This window comes from Aeromonas sp. Marseille-Q5825, assembly GCF_946892685.1.
GTDB classification, from domain to species: Bacteria; Pseudomonadota; Gammaproteobacteria; order Enterobacterales; family Aeromonadaceae; genus Aeromonas; species Aeromonas rivipollensis.
Map to the genome: position 1 here is coordinate 401,291 of NZ_CAMPOU010000006.1, position 23,283 is coordinate 424,573.

Annotated in this window: 21 protein-coding genes; 3 read left to right on the top strand and 18 right to left on the bottom strand. The window is 63.3% G+C overall.

The window, feature by feature from the left end:
• Positions 1-38: 38 nt before the first annotated feature.
• Positions 39-722, bottom strand: coding sequence for an adenine nucleotide alpha hydrolase (locus OC537_RS16810; RefSeq protein WP_262112957.1), 684 nt, complete (start codon positions 720-722; stop codon positions 39-41).
• Between the two features lie 154 nt (positions 723-876).
• Here OC537_RS16810 and OC537_RS16815 point away from each other — a divergent pair, with 154 nt between their 5' ends.
• The 3 genes from OC537_RS16815 (at position 877) to OC537_RS16825 (ending at position 3,405) form a co-directional block, all read left to right on the top strand.
• Positions 877-2,193 carry an MFS transporter gene (locus tag OC537_RS16815; protein WP_106885180.1) on the top strand — a complete coding sequence of 439 codons (1,317 nt, stop codon included), beginning with the start codon at positions 877-879 and terminating at the stop codon, positions 2,191-2,193.
• Positions 2,194-2,324: 131 nt separating this feature from the next.
• On the top strand, positions 2,325-3,041 hold the full coding sequence (locus tag OC537_RS16820) for a MarC family NAAT transporter (RefSeq protein WP_262112960.1): 717 nt from the start codon (positions 2,325-2,327) through the stop codon (positions 3,039-3,041).
• A gap of 160 nt (positions 3,042-3,201) precedes the next feature.
• A complete protein-coding gene (locus tag OC537_RS16825; protein WP_025325456.1) occupies positions 3,202-3,405 on the top strand; it encodes a hypothetical protein in 204 nt (67 codons plus the stop codon).
• A 133-nt stretch (positions 3,406-3,538) separates the two neighbouring features.
• Here OC537_RS16825 and tldD read toward each other — a convergent pair whose 3' ends face one another.
• The 17 genes from tldD to OC537_RS16910 form a co-directional block, all read right to left on the bottom strand.
• The gene (tldD, locus tag OC537_RS16830; protein ID WP_168236258.1) at positions 3,539-4,987 is read right to left on the bottom strand and encodes a metalloprotease TldD; all 1,449 of its coding nucleotides are present in this window, start codon (positions 4,985-4,987) and stop codon (positions 3,539-3,541) included.
• Positions 4,988-5,165: 178 nt separating this feature from the next.
• Entirely contained in the window at positions 5,166-5,972 is an 807-nt protein-coding gene (locus OC537_RS16835; protein ID WP_262112965.1) for a carbon-nitrogen hydrolase family protein, read from the bottom strand.
• Positions 5,973-6,092: 120 nt separating this feature from the next.
• On the bottom strand, positions 6,093-9,995 hold the full coding sequence (locus tag OC537_RS16840) for a YhdP family protein (RefSeq protein ID WP_262112966.1): 3,903 nt from the start codon (positions 9,993-9,995) through the stop codon (positions 6,093-6,095).
• On the bottom strand, positions 9,996-11,465 hold the full coding sequence (rng, locus tag OC537_RS16845; RefSeq protein ID WP_025325452.1) for a ribonuclease G: 1,470 nt from the start codon (positions 11,463-11,465) through the stop codon (positions 9,996-9,998).
• A gap of 79 nt (positions 11,466-11,544) precedes the next feature.
• Positions 11,545-12,132 carry a Maf family protein gene (locus OC537_RS16850; protein WP_106885186.1) on the bottom strand — a complete coding sequence of 196 codons (588 nt, stop codon included), beginning with the start codon at positions 12,130-12,132 and terminating at the stop codon, positions 11,545-11,547.
• Positions 12,133-12,183: 51 nt separating this feature from the next.
• A complete protein-coding gene (gene mreD, locus OC537_RS16855; RefSeq protein WP_025325450.1) occupies positions 12,184-12,669 on the bottom strand; it encodes a rod shape-determining protein MreD in 486 nt (161 codons plus the stop codon).
• Positions 12,669-13,577, bottom strand: coding sequence for a rod shape-determining protein MreC (gene mreC / locus OC537_RS16860; protein ID WP_234569464.1), 909 nt, complete (start codon positions 13,575-13,577; stop codon positions 12,669-12,671). Before mreC ends, mreD begins: the two co-directional genes overlap by 1 nt.
• 41 nt (positions 13,578-13,618) lie before the next feature.
• Positions 13,619-14,659: a rod shape-determining protein gene (locus OC537_RS16865; RefSeq protein WP_005308111.1), complete on the bottom strand. Its 1,041-nt coding sequence runs from the start codon at positions 14,657-14,659 to the stop codon at positions 13,619-13,621.
• Between the two features lie 216 nt (positions 14,660-14,875).
• On the bottom strand, positions 14,876-17,827 hold the full coding sequence (locus OC537_RS16870) for a DUF6701 domain-containing protein (protein ID WP_262112967.1): 2,952 nt from the start codon (positions 17,825-17,827) through the stop codon (positions 14,876-14,878).
• Positions 17,824-18,294 (bottom strand): MSHA biogenesis protein MshP, encoded by a 471-nt coding sequence (locus tag OC537_RS16875; RefSeq protein ID WP_262112968.1) that lies wholly within the window; start codon positions 18,292-18,294, stop codon positions 17,824-17,826. The genes OC537_RS16870 and OC537_RS16875 overlap by 4 nt, the downstream gene beginning before the upstream one ends.
• Positions 18,284-19,054 carry a PilW family protein gene (locus OC537_RS16880; protein ID WP_262112969.1) on the bottom strand — a complete coding sequence of 257 codons (771 nt, stop codon included), beginning with the start codon at positions 19,052-19,054 and terminating at the stop codon, positions 18,284-18,286. The genes OC537_RS16875 and OC537_RS16880 overlap by 11 nt, the downstream gene beginning before the upstream one ends.
• Complete coding sequence (locus tag OC537_RS16885; RefSeq protein WP_262112970.1) at positions 19,054-19,629, bottom strand: prepilin-type N-terminal cleavage/methylation domain-containing protein; 576 nt, start codon at positions 19,627-19,629, stop codon at positions 19,054-19,056. The genes OC537_RS16880 and OC537_RS16885 overlap by 1 nt, the downstream gene beginning before the upstream one ends.
• Positions 19,616-20,110 carry a Tfp pilus assembly protein FimT/FimU gene (locus tag OC537_RS16890; RefSeq protein WP_262112971.1) on the bottom strand — a complete coding sequence of 165 codons (495 nt, stop codon included), beginning with the start codon at positions 20,108-20,110 and terminating at the stop codon, positions 19,616-19,618. Before OC537_RS16890 ends, OC537_RS16885 begins: the two co-directional genes overlap by 14 nt.
• Before the next feature lie 66 nt (positions 20,111-20,176).
• The gene (locus OC537_RS16895; protein ID WP_262112972.1) at positions 20,177-20,644 is read right to left on the bottom strand and encodes a prepilin-type N-terminal cleavage/methylation domain-containing protein; all 468 of its coding nucleotides are present in this window, start codon (positions 20,642-20,644) and stop codon (positions 20,177-20,179) included.
• An 18-nt stretch (positions 20,645-20,662) separates the two neighbouring features.
• Positions 20,663-21,322 carry a type II secretion system protein gene (locus tag OC537_RS16900; RefSeq protein ID WP_262112973.1) on the bottom strand — a complete coding sequence of 220 codons (660 nt, stop codon included), beginning with the start codon at positions 21,320-21,322 and terminating at the stop codon, positions 20,663-20,665.
• Between the two features lie 76 nt (positions 21,323-21,398).
• Positions 21,399-21,860: a hypothetical protein gene (locus OC537_RS16905; RefSeq protein ID WP_163148092.1), complete on the bottom strand. Its 462-nt coding sequence runs from the start codon at positions 21,858-21,860 to the stop codon at positions 21,399-21,401.
• Between the two features lie 201 nt (positions 21,861-22,061).
• On the bottom strand, positions 22,062-23,282 hold the full coding sequence (locus OC537_RS16910) for a type II secretion system F family protein (RefSeq protein ID WP_262112974.1): 1,221 nt from the start codon (positions 23,280-23,282) through the stop codon (positions 22,062-22,064).
• Between the last annotated feature and the right edge of the window lies 1 nt (position 23,283).

Genomic DNA, 23,283 nt, shown 5'->3' on the forward strand with positions numbered 1-23,283 from the left:
CAGCAGACGGGAGATGGGCCTGCCGCTCTCCCGGGCAACTAGCCCTCAGGGGTCTCATCCGGCAGCAGATCGGTAAAGACGAAGCCGTCCCGCACCACTGTCTCCCCCACCCGGATGGCCAGGGGTCGCTGGAACATGGGGCCATCAAAGGCCAGGGTGTGGAACTCGCCGTTCTCGCCGCAGGGATCCACCCCGGCGGGCAGGGCCGCCAGCAGGGTCGGATCGAACTCGTGCCCACCCAGGCTGGCATCCAGCTTGCCGGGATCCAGGGTGCAGACCCTGGCCTTGAGGCCGGCGGCCATCATCTGCTGCGCCAGCTCGCTCGTGTCGCTGCCCCAGAGCGGGAACAGCGGCGCTATGCCCGTGCCCGCCAGCTGTTTCTCCCTGTAGGCGCGCACATCCTCGAGGAAGAGATCCCCGAATGCCATGTGGCGGATCCCCATGGCCAGCACATCCTCGATGAAGCCGGTCATGACCCGGCCATAGTCCTCGTTGCTGCAGGGCCAGGGCAGATCGATGCAGTGCAGTGGCAGACCCACGCACGCGGCCTGCTCCATCAGCAACTGCTTGCGCACCCCGTGCATGGCCACCCGCTCGAACGCCTGATTCAGGGTGGTGAAGAGCCCCACCACCTCGATCGCCGGATCCTGGCGCAAGCGATGCAGGGCCCAGGCGCTGTCTTTTCCGCTGCTCCAGGAGAGCAGTACCTTTTTCTTCGTCATGACCTCTCCAATCCCTTGCCGCAAGGTGCTGCAAGACAGTGTTGCGAATTGTGCGATTTACTTCCTGGGATACAAAAGCATACCCTCGTGGGTGAGCGTATCCCCGCAGAGCATGGGGGAGAATAACTAAAAAAACGATGGGAAACATAAGGATATGACTAAAGTCAGCACACATCATGACCACAATCGCCCCCTCAACCGACAGGATTACAAGACCTTAAGCCTGGCGGCACTGGGCGGCGCCCTCGAATTCTACGACTTCATCATCTTCGTCTTCTTCGCCGTGGTGATAGGCGAGCTCTTCTTCCCGGCCGACATTCCCGAGTGGCTGCGCCAGTTCCAGACCTTCGGCATCTTCGCCGCCGGTTACCTGGCCCGCCCCCTGGGGGGCATCATCATGGCCCACTTCGGCGATCTCATCGGCCGCAAGCGGATGTTCACCCTCAGCATCATCTTGATGGCGCTGCCGACCCTGCTGATCGGCCTGCTGCCCACCTATGCCACCCTCGGCATCGCCGCCCCGCTGCTGTTGCTGCTGCTGCGGATCCTGCAAGGGGCCGCCATCGGGGGTGAGGTCCCGGGGGCCTGGGTCTTCGTGGCCGAACACGTGCCCGCCCGCCGGGTCGGCGTCGCCTGCGGCACCCTCACCGCAGGGCTGACCGCCGGCATACTGCTCGGCTCCCTGGTGGCCACCGCCATCAACCGCGGCATGAGCCCGGTGGAGGTGAGCGAGTGGGGCTGGCGTCTGGCCTTCGTGCTCGGCGGTGTGTTCGGCATAGTCGCCATGTACCTGCGCCGCTGGCTGCACGAGACCCCTGTCTTCGCCGAGATGCAGGCCAACAAGGCCCTGGCCGAGGAGCTGCCCCTCAAGACGGTGCTCCGTGAACACAAGGGCAGCGTCATCGTCTCCATGCTGCTGACCTGGCTGCTCTCCGCCGGCATAGTGGTGGTGATCCTGATGACCCCGACCTATCTGCAGAAGGTCCACGGCATCAGCCCGGCCGATGCCCTGACCGCCAACTCCTTGGCCATAGTCGCCCTCACCCTGGGCTGCATCTTCTACGGCCGCCTGATAGACAGCCTCGGCAGCGGCCCCACCTTCGTCCTGGGCTCATTGCTGCTGGCCGGTGCCACCTATGCCTTCTACCACGGCCTGGCGGCGGGCATGGATCAGCTGGTGCCGCTCTACATGCTGGCAGGCTTTGCGGTGGGGATAGTCGGCGCCGTGCCCTATGTCATGGTCAACGCCTTCCCGCCCGTGGTGCGCTTCTCCGGGCTGTCGTTCTCCTACAACGTGGCCTACGCCATCTTCGGCGGGCTCACTCCCATGCTGGTGACGCTGTGGATGAAGAACGACGTGCTGGCGCCCTCCCACTATGTGGTCAGTCTGGCGGCCCTCGGCTTCGTGCTGGGTCTCTGGCTCTGGCTGCGCCAGCGCACTCAGCGTCAGGTCACGCCACAAACCGCCTGACAGATGCGGGCCCCGGACTGTCGGGGCCCCTTCGTTCCGGCTATATTCAGCCTGGCTGCCGTAGAGTAGCCCCCCCTTAAGGCCAGACCCGCGTCTGGCCCTGTTGTTTTCCAACCACCCCGAGGTGCAAGATGTTTTTCCAGGTCGTATTCATCGCCTTGCTCGCGCTGCTGCCCATGGTCAATCCCCCCACCACGGCTACCCTGCTGCTGGGATTGAGCAAGGGCATGTCCCGTGAGCACGTACGCCGCCAGATCAACCTGGCCGCCATCTATCTGTTCGCCACCCTCTGCGTCAGCTTCTTCATCGGTTCCTCCATCCTGGATCTGTTCGGGATCTCCATTCCCGGCCTGCGGCTGGCAGGGGGCCTCATCATCGCCTTCATCGGTTTTCGCATGCTGTTCCCCGCCCCCAGCCAGTCCGCCGGAGTCGACATCAACCAGAGCATCGCCTTCGTGCCGCTCACCATGCCCAGCATGTGCGGGCCGGGCACCATGGCCCTGGTGATCAGCGGCGCCGCCCAGATTGCCGAGCTGCCCGACGAGTACAACCGTTTCGTCATCTATGCCGCCATGGTGACCGCCTTCGCCCTGATGAGCCTGCTCAGCTGGGGAGTGCTCAAGCTGGCGGATCCTGTCTGCAAGATCCTTGGCGCCACCGGCATAGACGCCATGACCCGCATCATGGGCTTCCTGCTGGTGTGCATGGGCATGCAGTTCTGCATCAACGGCATCAAGGAGGTAGCGCAGGATCCCGTGTTCCACGGCGCGCCCGCCGTGCAGACGGCCCCGGCGCAGTCACACGCATCCGCCGCCCTCAATCATCTGCCCGCCGCGCGCCAGCCCTGACTGAAAGCGTTGTCATCTCGGATCGGGAATCGTCGCCGAACTTGCGCCTGATCATCTTGCCTGCCCACGGACGGAGTAGTGTGTTTTTTGTACAGGCAAGGTTCAGAGGGTCGCTGCTAACGTGACCCGCGCAGACCCAATCACTTGAGGAGACATGCAAATGGAAAAGATGCTGACCGAGATTGGAAGCTACAGCCTGTTCCACGAATATCTGAACGTGGTCGGGGCCGTCAGCCCCGCCCTGACCCGGATCAAGAGCAGGTGGGAATACAAGCGAAGCGATCGGCTGGTCGCCCAGATCAGGATAGATCCCCAGGGCAACGCGCGATTCTATATCGACGCCCGTGCCATATCGGCCAACTGAGCCCCATCAACCCCCTTCACCCACCCCGGTCCACTGACCGGGGTTTTTATTTGTGCGCCCCAGAGAAAACAAAACCCCGGCTGCGGCCGGGGTTTGGTGGTGTCGGGTCATGCCGCTGCGCGGCCAAACCAACCTAGGAAGTGCCGCCCACTGTGAGCTGATCCAGCTTGAGCGTGGGCTGACCGACGCCGACCGGCACGCTCTGCCCCTCCTTGCCACAGACCCCGACCCCGCGATCCAGCGCAAGATCGCTGCCCACCATGGAGACCTGGCTCATGGCCTCTGGGCCGTTGCCGATAAGCGTTGCGCCCTTGATGGGGGCGGTGATCTTGCCATCCTCGATGAGGTAGGCCTCGGAGGCGGAGAAGACGAACTTGCCGGAGGTGATGTCCACCTGACCGCCACCGAAGTTGGGGGCATAGATGCCCTTCTTCACCGAGGCGATGATCTCCGCCGGATCGTGCTGACCCGCCAGCATGTAGGTGTTGGTCATGCGCGGCATCGGCAGGGCGGCGTAGGATTCGCGGCGGCCGTTGCCGGTGAGTGGTACCCCCATCAGACGGGCGTTCTGCTTGTCCTGCAGATAGCCCTTAAGGATGCCGTTCTCGATCAGCACGTTGTAGCCCCCCGGGGTGCCCTCGTCGTCGATGGAGACGGAGCCGCGTCGGCCCACCAGGGTACCGTCATCGACTATGGTGCAGTGCCTGGAGGCGACCTGCTCGCCGATGCGACCGGCGAAGGCGGACGAGCCCTTGCGGTTGAAGTCCCCCTCCAGACCGTGGCCCACCGCCTCGTGCAGCAGCACACCGGGCCAGCCGGCCCCGAGCACCACCGGCATGGTGCCGGCCGGCGCGTCTATGGCCTCGAGGTTGACCAGCGCCTGGCGCACCGCCTCGCGCACATAGCCAAACGCCCGGCTCTCCAGCCCGTCCAGCTCCAGGAAATAGTCGTAACCGAAGCGGCCACCGCCGCCGGCGCTGCCGCGCTCCCGGCGATCCCCCTTCTCGGCGATGACGGTCACCGACAGGCGCACCAGGGGGCGCACGTCGGCGGCCAGGGTGCCATCGGTGGCGGCCACCAGTATCTCTTCATAGACGCCGCTGATGGAGGCCATCACCTGATTGATGGCGGGATCCAGGCTTCTGGCGAACTTGTCCATCTGCTCCAGCAGGGCAATCTTCTGCTGCTTGTCGAGGGTCTGTAGCGGGTCCATGGCGGGATAGAGCAGGTTCGCCTCGGTGCGGGCCCAGGCCTTCACCTTGCCCTGGGCGCCGGCGGCGGCTATGCCGCGGGCGGCGGTCACCGACTGTTGCAGCGCCAGCAGGCTCAGCTCGTCCGAGTAGGCGAAGCCGGTCTTCTCGCCGCTGACGGCGCGTACCCCGACCCCTTGGTCGATGTTGTAGCTGCCGTCCTTGACGATGCCGTCTTCCAGCATCCAGGACTCGTGCCAGCTGCGCTGGAAATAGAGGTCGCCGAACTCCACCTGATGGCTCATCAGGCTGCCGAGCAACTGCTGCAGGCGTCCTTCGTCGAGATCGTTCGGGGCCAACAAGGAGGCACTAACCTGGCTCAATAGACTCAATCTTTCTCTCCACTCTCGATGCGAGACGTCGTAACGGTGAATTCATCCGGTGTGGCCCGGTGACAAGTTCGTATTCGTCGGGTGCAATGAACAAAGTGAATTGCATCGCCAACCCAAAGACAGACACAGGTGCAATGCGCTTCGCTTGTTGCACCCTAGGTCAATCAACACCACACCATCAGAGCAAACGGGCGTGTTGCAGCACGGGCATGGTGCGTTTCAATTCGTCGACAAGGCCGGGCTCCATCTTCACCAGCACAGTGGCTGTGCCCGAATCCTGGCAGGCCAGCACCCGGCCCCAGGGATCGATCACCATGCTGTGGCCCCAGGTCTGACGCCCCGTCTCGTGGTTGCCCCCCTGATTGGCGGCCACCACATAGCACTGGTTCTCGATGGCGCGGGCCCGCAGCAGCGGCTCCCAGTGCGCCTCGCCGGTCACGGCGGTGAAGGCGGCAGGCACCAGCAGCACCCGGGCACCGGCACGAGCCAGCCGGCGATAGAGCTCGGGGAAGCGCAGATCATAACAGATAGAGAGGCCGAGGGGACCAAAGGGAGAGTCCACCACCACGCACTCCTGGCCGGGGCTGAATGTCTCGGACTCCCGGTAGCGGCCGTGGTTGTCGGCCACGTCCACGTCGAACAGGTGGATCTTGTGGTAGTGGCCCTTGAGCTCCCCGTCGGGATCGAACACCAGGGAGCTGGTGTGGATATGGTCGGAACCGGCGATGGTGGTGGGCATGGCCCCGGCTACCAGCCAGATGCCGTGGGTTTTGGCCCAATCGGCCAGTTGCTGCTGGATTGGGCCATCTCCCAGGGGTTCGGCCCCATCCAGATAACCCTGGCGCTCGCCGAACAGGGCGAAGTTTTCCGGCAGCAGCACCAGCAATGGCCGCTCCTTGGGCAGCGCCGCCAGCTCGGCGGCAATCTGTGCCTTGTTATCCTGCCAGTGACGACCCGAGATCAACTGTATGGCGGCTAGCCACATGACGCGCTCCTTGTGATGGGGCAAGCCGCCGGACTCTGCATCCTCGGCTCGCGGGGGACTCCCAGCACTATGAGGGGTTCGGGCCCGGGACGAAAGGAATTTGGCACCGGACGCCGCTCCTCAGCGCTGGGCTGGCCCGCCGTGCTTGGGGGTCAGCAGGAAGGGGCTGACCTCCTCGGCGGGCAGGTTGGGCGCCACCGCATCCACCGCCTGCTTCTGCTGCTGGTTGAGCTTGATGCGGGCGCGATCCCGGCCGGCCTCGATCAGCTTGGGGGAGTCCAGCGGGCCCGAGACCCGGAAGTCGATGCGGGTCACCACATCCACCACAGGCTCCAGCAGCTTGGAGAGCGCCAGCACATAGAGCCCGGTGATCGGGGTCAGCGAGAACGCAGCCACCACCGGCAGTGTGCCGCCCAGGTTCGGGGAGAAGCTCAGATCGTAATCGAGACGCCAGCGCACCAGATCGGCGATGCCCTCGCCACGCAGGTTGCCCGCGGCCCCCTTCATGTAGAAATCGTTGTTCTCCACCACCCCCTGCTTGATCTTGGCGGAGGCCGACATGGACTCGAAGTAGAAGCCCTTGTCGAACACATCGCGAAAATCGAGGCGCAGCTTGCGCATCAGGGAGTCGAGGCTCAGCAGGGAGAGCAGGCGCGCGCCCTTGTCGTTGACCTCCCGCAGTGTGCCCCCCTCCAGCTGGTAATCTGCACTGCCTGCCAGGGTCGGCAAGTCCAGCCGGTAGGGCACGTCACGCCAGCTCAGATCCAGTGCCAGCTTGCCAGGCGCGTCGCCTATGGGCGAGGTGAAGCCGAGCCGCTTGAGCAGCAACTCGCTGTTCTGGGTGCTGAGGTGGGCGCGGGCCCGGGTCTGCATCTGGCCGGGCTGCGCCAGCCACTCGGCGCTGCCGCTCAGGGTGCTGCCGGCGAGCCGCATCTCCAGCTCCTTGAGAGCGAGCCGGTTGGCGCCTGGCACCAGTTCCCCCTTGAGCTCCCCGAGGGGCAGGGCGCCGAAGCGGCAATCCACGCAGCTGAAGGTGAGCCAGGGAATGGCATCCATGATGGCCTTGTCCTGCCTCGCATCGGGCTCGGGGCTGAGATCGGATCCCTTGCCTGACCAGTGAATACGGGCGAACTTGGCGTCTATGGGCTGCCTGTCCGTCACGGGAATGCGCACTACCCCCATCACCTCGGGGCTGTCGATCATCACCTCGGTGGCCAGGTTCACCGGCCCCACAGTGAAGTGCACCGCCTTGAGGTTGGCGCTGCCGATATCGGCCCGGGCGAGCAGACCATCGACCCACCACTCCTGAGGCAGGAAGGCGGGGCCGACCACCGCATTGCCGCTGCTCCCCGCCCCCTTGCCCGGCAACCAGCGCGTGAGCCGTGCCAGCCAGCCGGCCACGTCGGCCTGGGGCTGATTGATGGCGAGCAGCATGGGCTTGTCTTGCAGCACCCGGGCCCCGGGCTGACCGACGTTGACCCGCACCCGGCTGAGGTAGGGAGCCCCCTCGCCGTACACCAGCCGGCTCTGCATATCCACATCGGCCCCCAGCACGGCGCGAATGTCGGCGCTGCCGTCGCGGCCCCGTGCCGTGACCTTGAGGGGGAGCCGGCTCCCGGGCGCCTTGGTCAGCGGCACCGGCAGATCCAGCCCCATACCCTGCAGGTTGGAGTCCAGCGCCAGCTGGAAGCTGAAGGCCTTGTTCTCGGGCAGGGTCAGCCCCAGGGTCCCCGTCCAGTTGCTGCGCCCCTTGAGCATCTCGAGGGCGGGAATGTCCTGGCGCTGGCGGCTGCTGTCCCAGAGTCCCTTGAACTTGAGATCCGCCTGATAGCCGTGGGGCAACTGCTTGCCCCGATAATCCAGGGTCAGCGGCTGGTTCCACAGGCTGGCCTTGAGGTTGCTGAAGTGCGTGTGTTCGTTGTCATATTCGAGCCGTCCCTGCACCTTCTCCAGGGGCAGATCCAGGGTGGCGATCCTGACGCTGTTGTCATGGAAGTTCGCCTCTCCGCTGGCCTTGACCTCGCCCTTGCCACCCAGCGGTATGTCCAGCTTGACAGTGCCATCCATGGGGCCGCGGATCTCGATCTCCCGCAGCGCCTGACCCACGGAGCCCGCGAGGGGAGACTCCTGCAGGTAACCGCTGATGGCCTGCCCTTCCCCCTGGACCTTGGCATCCACGTAGAGGTGCGCCCCGGGGGAGAGATCCGGGATCCAGGCATGCACAGCGTCGGATCTGGCCTTGCCGAGCCGGGTGGCGCTGCTGCGCATGTCCAGACCCGCGTTCTGGAACAGGAGATCTATCTGCAGCTCGGTCAGCGGCAGCCAACCGGGGAAGAACTCGTAGGTGGCCTGCTCCAGCGGCACGGCGACCTGGAAGACCCCCTTGCCGTTGTCGTAGGGGAAGTCGCGGAACTCGCCGTACCAGAGCAAGTCTGCCCCCTTGGCCTTGCCCCCCTTGATGGCGCCGCTCAGGTAGTCCACCAGGCCGTCGCTCATCACGGCCAGCGGATAGTAGCGATCCGCATGGGCCGCATTCTTCACGTCGATGCGGCCGGTCAGGGCGAGGAAGGGGTGCTCGAACAGCTCGAGGCGGAAGCGGCTGGCGAGGGTCAAGTCCTCGTTATCCAGCGCTATATCCTGGCCGTAGAGCACCCAGCCTTGCGTCTCGCGCCACCAGTCGAGGCGCGCAAAGAGGCTGTCGACCGGGATAGGCACCTTGAAGTGACGGGCGGGATCCACCTTGCCCTTGCCCAGGGTCAGGCGGGCGCTGCCCCCGGCCGGGGTCAGCCAGAAGTCGCCGTCCAGTTTCTGCAGCCCGGGCACATCCTGCCAGGCCTTGGTCTCGAAGCCCCTGAGCTGCCCGCTCAGGGAGAGCCCCTGCCAGTCGCCATCGGCCTGCAGCACCAGCTCCTGCACCTTGCCCTTGGGCTGGGTGTGCTTGAGGGTGTTGGTCAGGCTGGGATAGAGGCCCGAGACCAGCTGGCTCAGGTTGGCCATCTGGTTGAGATCGATGGCGGGCACATAGCCCTGGATGCGGGAGCCGACCCGCTCGAGCTGCAACCGGCTCTGCAGCCAGGTCGCCCCATCGAGCTTGAAGGTCACGTCATGGCTGGCGAGCTGCCACTCCTCACCGTCGCGCCGCAGCTGGATCTTGCCCCCCTGTAGATCGAGCCGGTGCGGCTCGCCCTTGACCTCGTCCTTCCAGATCAGGTGGTTGTTGCCAAAGGCCAGCAGGGAGTTGCCGAGCCTGCCCCCCTCGAACTCGCTCCACAGCTGGAAGTCGAGCTGGCCGGTCACCTTGGGTTCACCGGCATGGATCCGCGCCAGCATGGGGCTGATGTCCAGCTCGCTGGCCCCCAGGTAGAGCTGGCCCTTGAGCCTGTCGAGGCGCACTTGCGGGGCATCCACGTCGATGATGAGATCGATGGCGCTCTCGCCCACCCCGTTGATGAGGTAGGCCTTGCCCACCCCCTGATGGCGCTTGCCGCGATTCTGCCAGCGCAGCTGGGCGATGTTGAGGGCGCGCACCTCTCCGAGCGCCGTGGTCACGCTCAGGCGGCTGTCATGAATGTCGAAGGTGGAGAGCTGGGTCAGCAGGAAGCGCAGCAGGGCCCGTTGCTGATCCGGGCTCTTCTCGCCGGTCGGGGCGGCTGGCTGCGCCAGATCCAGCGCTATGTCGCCGTCGCTCAGCAACAGCTGGCCGAACACCGGTTTCCAGTCGTTGAGGGAGCGCCAGAAGTCGAGGTGGGCCCACACCTTGCCAAGGCGCAGGGAGAAGCGCCCCGAATCGGGGGCGATGGCCAGCCCTTGCAGCTCGAGGGCCGGGCCGCGCTGGGTCCAGCTCAACCCGACGTGCTCGACGCTCACCTCCAGCTGGCTGTCGCCAAGCAGGGTGGCGATCAGCGCCTGCCTGTGCTGGTTGAGCAGGGGGCCGCCAAGGCGTACCACGCTGACCAGGATGGCCAGCAGCACGAAGAAGACCCCGAGGGCTAACCAGCCCCGACTCAGCCAGCGGTAGATCAATTACATCATCACCACATCGAATTGTTCCTGCCCACAGAGCGGCTCCGTCACCACCCTGACCTGCTTGCCGATGAAGACTTCCAGCTCGGCCAGACTGTGGGACTCCTCACCCCGCAGGTAGTCGGCCACCGAGGGGGCCGCATAGACGGTGAACTGATCCGCATCGTAGGCACGGTTGACCCGGATGATCTCCCGCAGGATCTCGAAGCAGACCGACTCCACCGTCTTGACCCGGCCGCGCCCCTTGCACTCGGGGCATTCGGAGCAGAGCACGTGCTCCAGGCTCTCCCGGGTGCGCTTGCGGGTCATCTCCACCAGCCCGAGCTGGGAGAAGCCGTTGACGTTGGTCTTGGCGCGGTCTTTCGCCAGCGCCAGCTCCAGGCTGTGCAGCACCCGGCGGCGGTGATCTTCGGACTGCATGTCGATGAAGTCGATGATGATGATGCCGCCGAGGTTGCGCAACCGCAGGTGGCGGGCGATGGCGGCGGTGGCCTCGACGTTGGTGTTGAAGATGGTCTCTTCCAGATTGCGGTGGCCCACGAAGGCACCGGTGTTGATGTCCACCGTGGTCATGGCTTCGGTCTGGTCGATGATGAGGTAGCCGCCGGATTTCAGCTCCACCTTGCGCTCAAGGGCGCGCTGGATCTCGTTCTCCACGTCGTAGAGATCGAAGATGGGCGACTCGCCGGAGTAGTACTCCAGCTTGTTCGCGAGCTCGGGCACATACTCCCCGGTGAAGTGCGAGAGCAGCTCGAAGCTCTGGCGGGAATCGACCCGGATCTTGTCGAGCTCGGCGCCGACGAAGTCACGCACCACCCGGAAGGCCAGGCTGGGATCCTCGTAGAGGATCTTGCAGGGCGGGTACTTCTGCTTGCGCTCCAGGATCTTGCGCCACAGCCGTTTCAGGAAGGCGGCGTCCTGCTCCAGCTCCTGCTCCCCCACCCCTTCGGCGGCGGTGCGGATGATGTAGCCACCCAGCTCGTCCACATAGCCCGCCACGGTGCGCTTGAGGCGTTCCCGCTCAGCTTCGGACTCGATACGCTGGGAGACGCCGACGTGGGCGCTGCCCGGCATGAAGACCAGGTAGCGGGACGGCAGGGTGATGTCGGTGGTGAGGCGGGCCCCCTTGGTGCCCAGCGGGTCTTTCACCACCTGCACCATGATGTCCTGGCCCTGGCGTACCAGCTCGGCGATGTTGCCCGCCTGGAACTGCTCCTTCTCCTTGATCGCCACGCACTCGGTGTGCGGCACTATGTCGGAGGCGTGCAGGAAGGCGGCCTTGTCCATGCCGATGTCGACGAAGGCGGCCTGCATGCCGGGCAGCACCCGGCTGATCTTGCCCTTGTAGATGTTGCCTACGATGCCGCGCTTGGCCTGACGTTCTACATGCACTTCCTGCAGCAGCCCGTTCTCGACCAGGGCGACCCGGGTCTCTGAGGGGGTGACGTTCACCAGCAGTTCTACTGACATAAGTTACCTTGCCTTTCTAGTTTTGAATTCTGGCACGACGAACAATGGGTAACTCAGCAGCGAACTGCTGACGAGGGGATTACCGAGTCTGCTCGAGGTGCTGCTTGATCAACAGATCCGTCTCCAGCAGGGGCAGGCCGACCACGGCGCTGTAGCTCCCCTCGATGCGGCTGACGAACTTGCCGGCTATTCCCTGGATGGCATAGGCACCGGCCTTGTCGCAGGGTTCACCGGTGCGCCAGTAGGCCTCGATCTCGGCCTCGTCCAGCTTGCGGAATGCCACATTGGTGGTCACCAGCCGCACGTCGCAGCGCTCCGGGGTGGCCAGTGCCACCGCCGTCATCACCTGATGGACCTTGCCGGAGAGTGCCTCCAGCATGTCTTTGGCATCGAGCAGGTCTGAGGGTTTCTCCAGCACCCTGTCCCCCAGCACCACTATGGTGTCGGCGCCCAGCACAGGCAATGCGGTCGGGGCCGCGGCCACACCGGCCATCGCCTTGTCACGGGCGAGCCGGCAGACGTAATCCTGGGGCTTTTCGCCCGCTTCCCGCTGCTCGGGCACATCCAGCCTGAGCACCTCGAAACGGTAGCCCAGCTGGGTCAGCAGTTCATGCCGGCGGGGCGAGCCCGAGGCGAGATAGAGTTGCAGTTCGTTGTGCTTGTTCATATTCACTCAATGAGATGAGACGCAGTTACAATCCGTTGTTTTTGCTCATGTTCACTTGATATTGAAGCGACGGCGTACCTTGCGCAAGACCATAAAAATCCAGGGCCATATTAACATCGTTGTCAACGTCGACCAAAAATAGGCCAGGTTGAGGCTGGCACGGCTGAACAGATGCTCGGCCCAGAACACGGTGATCTTGCCCACCAGGGAGAGCAGACCGATGATCAGCGCCTGCTGCCAGAGGGAGAAATTGCGGATCTTCTGGAACTGGAAGGCCGCCAGATAGGTGGTGATGGCCATGGCCATGGCCCGCACGCCGAGGGTGCTGCCGAGCAGCACATCCAGCAGCAGGCCCGCAACCCAGGCGGTGCCGACGTTGGTGCGGTGCGGCAACGCCAGCGCCCAGTAGATGAGCACCATGGCGAGCCAGTCCGGCCGGAAGGGTTCGAATTGAAAGGGAAGCGGCAGGATCGAGAGGCACAGGGCCAGCAGGATCGAGATCCAGATCCAGATCCTGCCGCTGGCGGGTTGCAGCATCAGCGCGTCGCCTCCGCCGCCGAGGTGGCCGTCGCCGCAGAGGGTGCCGCCGCCGGCGTCATGGCCTCGTCGTCATGCACTTCCGGCTTCTTGTCGGTCCACAGCAGCAGCAGGTAGCGCAGCCTGTCCAGCGCCACCAGGGGCCTGGCCTCGATCTGGGCGAAGGGCTTGCCCTCCACGTAATCGGATCGGGTCACGGTCGCCACCGGATAACCTTCCGGGAAGCGGCCGCCAAGGCCCGAGGTGACCAGCAGATCGCCGACCTGGACGTCGGTGTTGCGCGGCAGGTTGCGCAGCTCCAGCTTGTCCAGCTCGCCGCTGCCGGAGGCGATGGCGCGCAGATCGTTGCGCAGCACCCGCACCGGAATGCCGTGGCTGGAGTCGGTGATGAGCAGGACGCGGCTGGTGGTGGAGCCCACGTGGAGCACCTGGCCGACCACCCCCTGATCGTTGATCACCGGCTGGCCGTTATAGACGCCGTCCAGCGCCCCCTTGTTGATCAGCACCTGATGGCTGAAGGGGTCGGAATCCACCGACAGCAGCTCGGCCACCATCTTGCGGGACTCCTTGTGCACCGGCGACCCGAGCAGCTCGCGCAGCCGCTGGTTCTCGTGCTCCAGCTGATCCAGCTTGAGCAGGCGGGAGCGCAGGGTGAACAGCTGCTGCTCCTGCTGCTTGGTCTGCTCGATCAGGCTGGATCGGGTCTGCACCTGGGTCGACATGGTGTCGAGCAGGGTACCTGGCGCATTGGCGATGTATTGCAGCGGGCTGACGAGGGAACTCAGATAGACGCGGACGTGCGTAAACACACCGAAGCGGGAATCCGCGACGATGGCAGCGACAGAGATGATGACGGCGAGAAACAACCGTAACTGAAGCGAAGGGCCTCTACCAAAGATGGGTTTCATGAGTCGTCAAAAAAGAGCCGGCGCTCGGCCGGCTTTGGGTCTTATTCGTAGTGGAACAGATCGCCACCGTGCATATCGATCAGCTCCAGCGCCTTGCCACCGCCACGGGCGACACAGGTGAGGGGATCTTCAGCCACGACGACCGGGATGCCGGTCTCTTCCATCAGCAGACGGTCGATGTCTTTGAGCAGGGCGCCGCCACCGGTCAGCACCATGCCGCGCTCGGAGATGTCGGACGCCAGCTCGGGCGGGGACTGCTCCAGGGCGACCATGACGGCGGATACGATGCCGGACAGCGGCTCTTGCAGCGCTTCCAGGATCTCGTTGGAGTTCAGGGTGAAGCTGCGGGGCACACCCTCGGCCAGGTTACGACCACGAACTTCGATCTCGCGCACCTCTTCGCCCGGGTAGGCGGAGCCGATCTCGTGCTTGATGCGCTCGGCGGTGGCTTCCCCGATCAGGCTGCCGTAGTTGCGGCGCACGTAGCTGATGATGGCTTCATCAAACTTGTCGCCACCGATACGCACGGACTGGGAGTAGACCACGCCGTTCAGGGAGATGATGGCCACTTCAGTGGTACCACCACCGATATCGACCACCATGGAGCCGGTCGCTTCGGAGACCGGCAAGCCGGCACCGATGGCGGCAGCCATGGGTTCGTCGATCAGGTAAACCTCGCGGGCACCGGCGCCCAGCGCGGATTCCTTGATGGCACGGCGCTCGACCTGAGTGGAGCCGCACGGCACACACACCAGCACACGGGGGCTGGGGCGGAAATAGTTGTTGTCGTGAACCTGCTTGATGAAGTGCTGCAGCATCTTCTCGGTCACGTAGAAGTCGGCGATCACGCCGTCCTTCATCGGACGAATGGCGGAGATGTTACCAGGGGTACGACCCAGCATCTGCTTGGCGGCATGACCGACGGCAGCGACCGATTTGGCGTTCCCGCGCTCTTGGCGAATGGCGACAACTGAGGGTTCGTTAAGGACGATCCCTTGATCTTTTACGTAGATCAGGGTGTTGGCAGTTCCCAAATCGATCGACAGATCGTTGGAAAAGACGCCTCTGAGCTTTTTGAACATGGCTACGGGAAATCCTAAGAATTTGGAGGTGCAGAAAACCGGCTAACTTTACCAATGCCCACCCCAATGGGCAAGCGCTCAAACTGTCGCCAGTCAATCAGGCGCGACAAAAATGCGAGTCATCACTCACCCGCTCAGGCCGACAAACACTACGAAACAAGGAGATAAGACGCAGGCCCACCCCAAAGCGCCCCTCTCCTTGTCCCCATATCATTTTCAGGGCATCACTTCGCGGCGATAAATAATGCGATCGTTGCCCCGGCCCAGGCCGAAAATCGCCATGCCATCCAGACTGTCAGGGTCGGAAAGCCAGAGCGGTCGCCGCCCGAGTTGTTGTTCTGACTCCGGCTGCCTGGCCAGATCGATTCGGAAAGGAATGCGTACCGCCCTGTCCGGGGCAGCAAACTGCAAGGTGATGACCCCATCCTTCGCCCTCTGGATCATGGCGCCGGGGGCGATCGGGCCAAGGCCGAGCCGGATCCGGGTGTTGCCATCCAGCGCCAGATCGCCGCTTCCCCCATCGAAACTCTGGCTGCCATCGGTGAACTCGACACCCCCATCTTGCAGGGAGAGCCGGGTACATTGGTCCGCCTTCATGGCATGCCAGGCGCCTGCCTCGTGATATTGCAGTTGCAGCGGCACCGCCAGCCCGGCCGTGGCCACCCCTTGGCGGGTGCCCGCCTGCACCCGACCGAAGTACGCCTCCATGGGCACCTCGTCGATGAGCCTGGCATTGCAACTGGCGCCACTGCATGACCCAGGCTGTCCGTCGTTGAAGTCGGGATTGGCGATCAGGGTCTGTTCCCCATCGTTGTCCCGCATATAAAGACCAAACAGAAGCTCGCGATAGGGGCCGTCTGGCTGACCATCGGTGCGGCGGGCAAACTCGGTCGGCCCGTTGAAATCAGCCTCTCCTGCCTTCCAGGGCAGATCCCCCAGACTGCGTAACCGGGCGGAGAGCGATATTCCGTCTCTGTTGTTGGCCGCACTCAGGTAGGCATCCCCCTTGGCGAAATCCCCTCGATAGTTTTGGGTTGTCTCGCCAAACTGATTGCGGGCCTGAATATTCAACTCCGCCAGGAAGGGTTGACCCATATAGGACCACTCACTGCAGGCGGGCACTATGTCACCGCTCACCAGATTGAAGTCCACCGGAATAAAGCGCCCCATCGGCACGCTGGTAGCGGGGGGTATGGTGTAGTTGAAATAACCTGCTGTCGGTGGCGTCGCCGTCATCCGGAACACCCCGACCTCGTTGACCGACTGACCGACGCCGTTGAGGTTGTTGCTGCCCTTCTGGTTGGAATGGTCATAGCGGGGTGTGCCGACCACCGCCTCCTCCCCGGGTTTGGGCACCACCAGCTGGCTGCCCAGCGCAATATTGGCCAGCGCGAAGTTGGGGGTTGCCAGATTGCCGCTGCACAGGTCCTTGTCATCGTCTGCTTGCCAGGCCACCCCTTTGATATTCAGCTGGAACGCTTCGCCGGTCTTCTTGAACACCGGGCAACTGGCATCCCCTGCCGCGCAGGTCCCCTGGGCAGGCGTGATACAGAGCCCCACCGGGCGACTGACGAACAGATCCGAGCCCGTCATCACCAGACCTGCCGTGTCGCCGCTGCCATCGTGGCGGGCATTGAGCCGCATCTGGCCCGCATCCGGGTAATTCACTTTCTTCAGCGTCGCCTTGCCCTGACTATCAAAGTTCAAGTTGATGATCGTGCTCGCTGGCGAAGCCACATCGGCTGCGTTAGTGGAAATAGGATTGCCATCTATCGTGACCTGGCTGCCAAATGCATTGGCATTCGGAGTGACATAAGTCCCCCAGAAGCCCACCGAGCGAGTGCCGGTAAAACCGGGCACACACTGTTGGGTCACATAGTCTTTCTTGACGGCGCTGATCACCACATCCTGTGGCTTGTTGGCATAGGTATCCAGCACGTTGAACAGGAAGCCGCTGTCGGCAAAGCTGAGGGTACAGGCGGCGGTGCTCAAGGCGCCGCTGCCCGCCCGGCATAGTGTGGTGCTCAGGGGTTTGATGGACGGCGTCGAACCGCTCACCCCCACCCTCATGGCGCTCGCCAGATTGTTGCGCAGCTGCAATTTGGTGGTGCCGCCGCTGAAATTCACTGTGGCTGTGTTGCCGCTGTAACTCACCCGGCTGTCGGCTATCCAGCCATTGCTGCCATTTTTAAGCGGCGTCAGGACGGCGCTCACGGGGTCGGTGAACAGCTGGCTGCAACTGGCGTTGGCGCAGGCCCGGATGATGAGGGTTTCCGGGTTGCAGGTCAGGGCCTGGCCGGAGTGATCGAACTCGAAGTGATCTATCGCCGCAGTGACAGGGGGGGGCATCTTGTCATTGATGGCGGTGGTGCCAGACATAAACAGAGAGCGACTGGTCGTTCTACCGTTGATAACGCTAGCGTTATTCATATTTAATGCCTGATCGGCATATACCAGGCCGTTGACTAGGCTTTCACCATTCAAGTTGACATTCTGGTATCCAAACAGCAGCACAGATCCCGTCTTGGCCGCGTTGAGACGCCCGCCATTAAACTCCACCGCGTTGACGAAGATACGCACATTGCCACGGGTTTCAATCTCCCCGCCCTGATTGACGACGAGTCTGTCTATCCAATAATCCCCGGCGGGCAGCACCACTTTTGCTCCCCCCAAAGCGAGAGCCTGGATTCTGTACTCTTGACGGGTGCTGGAGAAGGTCAGGGTGCAGGCACTGTAGAGGCTGATAGTCCCGAACTGGTATTGGCTGGCACTGCCAAGCGTCAATTGCTGCCCACTATTACAGTGACCGATGTCACCATCACTGCCCGAACTGCTCAGGAAGCTGTTACCACCCGATGTAGACATCCCTCGGATGGAACGGTCGCTGATAGAGCAGAGCCGGCGAGAACCATTGGCGTTGTCACAGCCATCCAATGGCATGCCGGAACCCTGATTCGAGTCGCAGAAATTCAATGCAGCACCTGCAGTGCCCGTTATTTTCGCCTGGTTGTTCTGGGTCAGCTTGGCAGCATCCTGACCAGTACAGACCGCGTTGTTATTACCGCGGTGGCCCTGAACCACAGCCGGGAAATAGGTGTCAGTGTCGACGGTTTCGAACCCACAAGCCATACCAGACAACATTGTTAAGACCAGCAACCAGAGTCTCATGGCATCACTCCATCAAAGGCTTCCGCCACCAGGGTGCGGCTGACGGCAAAGCCCGGGTTGGCGCCCGCTGCCTCTGTACCACAGGTGCCCAGGCTGGTGAGTCGGTAGGTGGTGCTGGTCTCTCCCCCCTGACTGGCCAGGATCTCGTTGCAGCTCACCGAGACCCGACACCCGCTCAGGCCGGGATCCTTGTCAAAGGTACGGGACGCCGCCACCTTGGTGCAGGCGGCGGGCAACTCGGCGCCACTGCGATTGGGAAACAGCTGATAGAGGGCGATTTCCAGCCCGCTCTGGGCCGCCATCAGGGCACGCACCCCGCGCACTTCCACCGTGTTCTTCTCGCCGCTGTCCACCAGGAAGCGGCCCATGGCCGCCGCCAGCAGGGCCATGATGACGATGACGAAGAGGGCGACCATGATGGCGCTGCCACGCTGGGGCGCCAACCTGCGGGGAGGCCTAGGGAACATTGAGCGTCTCCAGCTTGTGGTTGAAGAGAACGCGCTCGCCCCGCTGCTCAAGCTCCATCCGCAGTCCCACCTCGCTCTGGCTGAAGGCGGCGGGTTCCCGATAGAAGTAATAGGGCGCAGGGCGGACATGCTCGGCCATCAGGGCCGGCGTGCTCCCGTGAAAGTCAGTGCCTATGGCGGCGCTGGCCCGGGTCAGGGCGGCATTCATCACGCAGTAGCGCACCTGTTGGCGGGAAAAATAGATGCGCTGCCCCGGCGACTCCTTGGTGAAGGCGCCATCCACCGTCAGCGGCAAGGCTCCCGAGACCGGGCTGCCCACCGAAATAACCCTGGCCACGCAGTTGCCATGGAGGCATCCCTGCTCCAGGTTGAGTGCAGGATCGGCAAGGGGGTAGATGATGGCCTCGTCCTCTTCCCGGGGCAGCACCTCGGGCTCCACTATGGTGAGCCCGCCGCTGGCCGCTGAGCCCAGATAACGGCTGGCGGTGGCAATGGGCCAGAAGCGCAGACAGGCCCCCTGATCCAGAGGGTTGCCCGCCTCATCCTCGATGCGCACCGAGCCCGGCACCGCATCGCGCAGCTCGCGGTTGAGCCGCTCCAGGGCGAAGCGGGCATCGCTCATCAGCTGCTCGTGGCGGCTGGCATCCCCGTAAATCTGGGTGCCGATGCCGATAAACTGGCTGCTAAAGGTGGCCATGACCCCGAGCAGCAGTATCACCATCACCAGTTCCACCAGGGTGAAACCTTTTGTCGCGCGCATCAGTAATTCCCCCGGTAGAGGGTGAAAGCCAGCTCGCTCTGGTCCGGCAGGCGCACTGTCAGGGCGACGCGCTTGCCGATGGACTCGGCCCCCAGGCCTGAGCTCCCGAACAGGGTATCCGGGGTGACGGCGATCCTGACCTGATAGTGGCGATACTCCTCGTCGCTGACGCCCTCGGCATCCGTCTGGGTAAACTGGTTGGCGTCCACCCAGTTGCCCGCGGTATCGAAGTCATCCACGTCGTTGAACTCGTAGGGGCGCGTCTCGCCGCCATCCGGGCCGTAATCGGCGACCGGGGTGCAGGCGGGATAGGTCACCGCAGGGGTGCCGACTCTCTCGCCGCAGCGAAAACGGCCGCCATTGTGATCCGAGTGTTCATCGAAGGATTTTTGCAGCACCTCGCCGAGGATCCGCTGGGCCAGCTGGGCGCCCCGCACCTGCTGCACCGGATCCACCCCCTGGGGGGCCTGATTGATGAGAAGCCCCAGAATGCCGGTCAGGGCGATGGCCAGCAGCACAATGCCGACCACGAATTCGATCAGGGTGAAGCCGCGACGGGCCTTAAGGGAGGGCATGGATATAACCTTCCGGCTCGATACGCAGTCGGGCGCTCTCCTGCCCGCTGCTCACCACCAGGTTGCAGCCATTGACGCAGGTGGAGGGTGAGAGCGGACGGCCGCTGCGCTTGTCGAAAGAGAAGCTGCCTTGCGGCAGGGAGATGTCGCCGGAGACCGTGACAACGCGCCCCCGGCTCCGCTCGTCTGCACTCCATTTATCTATGATGGACCCGGGCGCACAGCTGCCCGTCTGGGTCAGGTGAGCGAAGCGACTCTGCTCCAGCACCAGCTGGGTGCAGCGCGCCTCCCCTTCATGCATGTTCATGGTCTGCACCAGCCGCAACCGGGTCACCAGCTCGTCACGCAGGGTATGGGTTTCAAAGCCGCCTTTGCCCAGCCACTTGGGCACGGCAAAGGCGGCCAGAATCCCGAGCAACAGGATTACGATCACCAGTTCAATCAGGGTAAAGCCATGTCTGCTAATTCGTTCTTTTCGCATGCCATATCTACCCATTTTTAAAAAAGAAGCAGAGAGAAAATCTCCCTGCTTCTTTAGATAAAAATATTAATTACAAGCTTTGGTTTCTACTACTGGAACAGCGGTAGAAGTGGCTTCGGTATAGGTTACATTGCAAGTTTCCGAGCCGGTAGATACACCATTTGGGAAGATCTGAATGGATGCCGGGTTGGTGCCTTTCGGTGCTGCAAACACCCAATCATTTGCATTCAGCTCAACCACAGCGGTCAAGGCTGCAGAGGTCGCAACCGGGTAGCCAAACAAAGTCGAAACCTGTTTGCCGTTACCCAAATCCAAATCGTATGCAGTACTTTCTTTATCTTTTCCTTTGAGCACCGCCTTGCTGTAAACCATAGCCCCAGCAGAATTCAGCGAACCCTCAACCCCTTTCAGGGTGGAAGTACGCGCATCATCCTGCAGATTCAGGAACTTGGGCGCGGCGGTGACCGCCAGAATGCCCAGGATGATGATCACGATCACCAGTTCGATCAGGGTAAAACCCGCCTGCTTTTTCATTACATTTTCCTCTGTTTATCAATTGATATTGGTAGTCACCTGGCCGGAGGCCGGGCGGTAACTGAAACTCATGTAGGCATCGGTGCTCCCTTGCGGGTCCTGATAGCGCCCATCACTTCCCTTGCTCAGGCTGTTGACCAGATAGTAACGGCAGACCGAATCCAGTCCATTGTTGCTCACCGTGGCATAGAACTTCAGGTCATTGCCGCTACCGCGCACCTCGTCAAAGTTGGCAGTAGCCTTGGGAGGATTCTGCAACAAGCCCTCCCAAATATTGAGACAGCGGGCCGCCGTCAGATTGGCCGGATCCACATCGGGAGCGCCGCTCGCCGCCGTATCCATGGGATAACCGGGGGAGAGCTCGCCATTGCTGACCTGGCTGTCGGTCGGCGTGGTCAGATAGAAACGGGAACCGTCGTACAGCACAGTGTTGAGGCTGTCCTGCTTGGCACGCCCCTCGGCTTCCCACTGGGCCCGCACCAGGGAGACCGCTGTGGCGAAGCCGCCCGATACCCCTTCCACGCTGGCCTTCTTCGCCTCGTCGGTCACGTCGAGAAAACGGGGCAAGGCGGTGACGGCCAGGATCCCCAGAATCACGATGACGATCACCAGCTCTATCAGGGAAAAACCGGTCATCTGACCCGGTCCCTGGCCGGCGCTCACTCTCTTTGCTGCCATGCTGCCTCCGTAATGTTCCGCATTATTTCATGCAGATAGAAAAAAATCATGTCGCTGAAGCACTTGAGAGATCGACTCAAGGCTTCGCCAGTACCCTGCCATCGCTGAAACGGTAGAACAGCCAGTGCCCTTCCCAACCAAACTCGCAGCCGTCCCCATGCTGGCTGGCGAGTGCCTGCCAGGACGGCAACCCCGGATCTTCGGGGCCTATCAGCGTCAGCCAGAGCTGGCGGCAGTTGGCGGAGGGTGACTGCAGCGGCAGCACCGCCAGCGGCCAGCCCCGCCCATCGAACTGCCAGGCCGCCCCCTCCGCATGCAGCACCTCGGGGCGCCGCTCATCGAGCCAGCGCCCGTGCAGTCGCTGGGCCCGCTCGGCAAATTGCTCCCCCAGCAGGCTCAGGCTGACCGCCAGCGCCTCTTCCCTGTGGCTGCGATAGCTCAGGGCCAGGGTGGCAAGGATGACCAGCAGCAGGAGACAGGCGACCATCCGCCTGTAGCCTCCCAGCCAGCGCTCATCCTGCTCGGACTGTCTGCTCATGCCTCTCCGGCCCCTTGTCTACCGCAAACCGCACGGCCCTCATCATGCCCCCATCAGGAGGAGTGAAGATGCTGAACCCCATCACTGACCGCGAACCGCACGCATCATATCCCCCACCAGGTGGAGTGAAGATACCGTCTATTGACCACGCACGGCCCTCATCATGTCCCCCACCAGGAGGAGTAAAGATGCTGAACCACATCACTGGCCGCGAACGGCACGCATCATGTCCCACATGGGCGTAAAGATACCGAGCGCCAGCACCAGCACCATGACGGCCACTATGCCGATCAGGATGGGCTCGATGCGGGCGGTGAGGCTCTTGAGGTCATAATCCACCTCCCGCTCGTAGTATTCGGCCGCCTCGTGCAGCAGCTCGTCCACCTGGCCCGTCTCTTCCCCCACAGCAATCATCTGCATCACCAGGGGGGTGAACAGGCCGCTGGCACCGGCGGTGCGCAGCAGGCTCTCGCCTCGCTCTATGCCCGCCCGCATGTCGCGGATCTGTCCCGCCATATAGGCGTTGTCCACCGCATCGGCCACCAGGGTCAGCGCCTGGTTGAGCGGCACCCCGGCCTTGAGCATCATGGAGAAGCTGCGGGCAAATCTGGCCAGCAGGGAGCGCTCTATGATGGTGCCGACTATGGGCAGCCTGAGCTGCCAGCGATGCCAGGTCAGCTTGCCCTGGGGGCTGGCGACCCAGCGGCGCCAGCCAAACACCATGCCCGCCAGGATGGCCAGCAGCAGCCACCAGTAGTGGACGAAGAAGTGGGAGGTGGCGAGCAGGATCCGGGTCGCCAGCGGCAGCTCGACCCCGAACTTGGCAAACATGCCGGCGAAGACAGGGATCACCATGATGTTGAGGATCACCATGGCGATGCCGATGGCAATCATCACGAAGCTGGGGTAGCGCATGGCTGTCTTGATCCGCTTGCGGGTCTCCAGCTCCAGATCGAAATAGTTGGCGAGCTGCAGGAAGGCCTCCTCCAGCTGGCCTGTGTTCTCGCCGACGTGGATGATGGCGACGAACAGGCTGTTGAACACCTTGGGGTGCGCCTGCATCGAGCTCGACAGCGGCCGCCCGTTGCCCAAATCCTCCCCCAGGGTATGGAGTGCCCGCTTGAGGGGCTTGCTGTGGGCGCTCTCCTCCAGCCCGGCGATGGCGCGCAGTATGGGAATGCCCGCCCGGGTCAGGGCATACATCTGGCGGCTGAACACCACCAGCTCCTCCAGCTTGACGCTCCCCTCCAGCAGCAGCGACCAGTCGATGCCGGCCGCTTTCGCCTTGCCCGCTTTGAGCTCGGTGGGCATCACGCCACGGCGCATCAGCTGCTCGGCGGCGGCCAGCTCGCTGGCGGCCTCCACCATGCCGCTGACGGCCTGGCCCTGACTGTCGCGCCCCTTGTAGTTGAAGCTGCCCATG

What these genes read in the sequence shown, in the direction of transcription:
- OC537_RS16810 (WP_262112957.1), bottom strand. Translation starts at nt 722, where the DNA reads ATGACGAAGAAAAAGGTACTGCTCTCCTGGAGCAGCGGAAAAGACAGC.
- OC537_RS16815 (WP_106885180.1), top strand. Translation starts at nt 877, where the DNA reads ATGACTAAAGTCAGCACACATCATGACCACAATCGCCCCCTCAACCGA.
- OC537_RS16820 (WP_262112960.1), top strand. Translation starts at nt 2,325, where the DNA reads ATGTTTTTCCAGGTCGTATTCATCGCCTTGCTCGCGCTGCTGCCCATG.
- OC537_RS16825 (WP_025325456.1), top strand. Translation starts at nt 3,202, where the DNA reads ATGGAAAAGATGCTGACCGAGATTGGAAGCTACAGCCTGTTCCACGAA.
- OC537_RS16835 (WP_262112965.1), bottom strand. Translation starts at nt 5,972, where the DNA reads ATGTGGCTAGCCGCCATACAGTTGATCTCGGGTCGTCACTGGCAGGAT.
- rng (WP_025325452.1), bottom strand. Translation starts at nt 11,465, where the DNA reads ATGTCAGTAGAACTGCTGGTGAACGTCACCCCCTCAGAGACCCGGGTC.
- OC537_RS16850 (WP_106885186.1), bottom strand. Translation starts at nt 12,132, where the DNA reads ATGAACAAGCACAACGAACTGCAACTCTATCTCGCCTCGGGCTCGCCC.
- mreD (WP_025325450.1), bottom strand. Translation starts at nt 12,669, where the DNA reads ATGCTGCAACCCGCCAGCGGCAGGATCTGGATCTGGATCTCGATCCTG.
- mreC (WP_234569464.1), bottom strand. Translation starts at nt 13,577, where the DNA reads ATGAAACCCATCTTTGGTAGAGGCCCTTCGCTTCAGTTACGGTTGTTT.
- OC537_RS16865 (WP_005308111.1), bottom strand. Translation starts at nt 14,659, where the DNA reads ATGTTCAAAAAGCTCAGAGGCGTCTTTTCCAACGATCTGTCGATCGAT.
- OC537_RS16870 (WP_262112967.1), bottom strand. Translation starts at nt 17,827, where the DNA reads ATGAGACTCTGGTTGCTGGTCTTAACAATGTTGTCTGGTATGGCTTGT.
- OC537_RS16875 (WP_262112968.1), bottom strand. Translation starts at nt 18,294, where the DNA reads ATGTTCCCTAGGCCTCCCCGCAGGTTGGCGCCCCAGCGTGGCAGCGCC.
- OC537_RS16880 (WP_262112969.1), bottom strand. Translation starts at nt 19,054, where the DNA reads ATGCGCGCGACAAAAGGTTTCACCCTGGTGGAACTGGTGATGGTGATA.
- OC537_RS16885 (WP_262112970.1), bottom strand. Translation starts at nt 19,629, where the DNA reads ATGCCCTCCCTTAAGGCCCGTCGCGGCTTCACCCTGATCGAATTCGTG.
- OC537_RS16890 (WP_262112971.1), bottom strand. Translation starts at nt 20,110, where the DNA reads ATGCGAAAAGAACGAATTAGCAGACATGGCTTTACCCTGATTGAACTG.
- OC537_RS16895 (WP_262112972.1), bottom strand. Translation starts at nt 20,644, where the DNA reads ATGAAAAAGCAGGCGGGTTTTACCCTGATCGAACTGGTGATCGTGATC.
- OC537_RS16900 (WP_262112973.1), bottom strand. Translation starts at nt 21,322, where the DNA reads ATGGCAGCAAAGAGAGTGAGCGCCGGCCAGGGACCGGGTCAGATGACC.
- OC537_RS16905 (WP_163148092.1), bottom strand. Translation starts at nt 21,860, where the DNA reads ATGAGCAGACAGTCCGAGCAGGATGAGCGCTGGCTGGGAGGCTACAGG.
- OC537_RS16910 (WP_262112974.1), bottom strand. Translation starts at nt 23,282, where the DNA reads ATGGGCAGCTTCAACTACAAGGGGCGCGACAGTCAGGGCCAGGCCGTC.